Genomic DNA, 379 nt, shown 5'->3' on the forward strand with positions numbered 1-379 from the left:
AGTGGTAGCGGGGAATTTTCCTATACCCTTCAACCTTGGTCTCTGCCAAAACATTGAAGCTCTTATCCAAAATAATCAGGTAAACATCAGCCTCTTCTGTCTTCCATTCTCCATCAATTTCTTTGTAAATATTGATATTTGCAAACCTATAAAAGACCTCTTTTTCTGAATCCCAAATCGGTTTTTGAAAAGAAATCTCCGATCCATAATCTTTTAAAGTATTGAAAAACTCCGCTTTGGAACTTACCTCTCTAGGATACTTACCAGTTTTTCGTTCAGGGATGGAATTCAGTTTAATGTTTGTAAAATAAGAACTGTCTTTTCCGAATTCATATATATACATATCACTTGCCATTGAATGACTGAAAACCACTTTTTC

At 34.6% G+C, this 379-nt stretch carries 1 protein-coding gene; it reads right to left on the reverse strand.

Annotated features, from left to right (window positions below; translation table 11 throughout):
* On the reverse strand, positions 1 to 343 hold a 343-nt coding region (locus tag HMJ38_RS25190), incomplete at its 3' end, for a DUF4221 family protein (RefSeq protein ID WP_228780282.1).
* Between the last annotated feature and the right edge of the window lie 36 nt (positions 344 to 379).

Source organism: Aquiflexum lacus, assembly GCF_015476655.1.
Lineage (GTDB): Bacteria > Bacteroidota > Bacteroidia > Cytophagales > Cyclobacteriaceae > Aquiflexum > Aquiflexum lacus.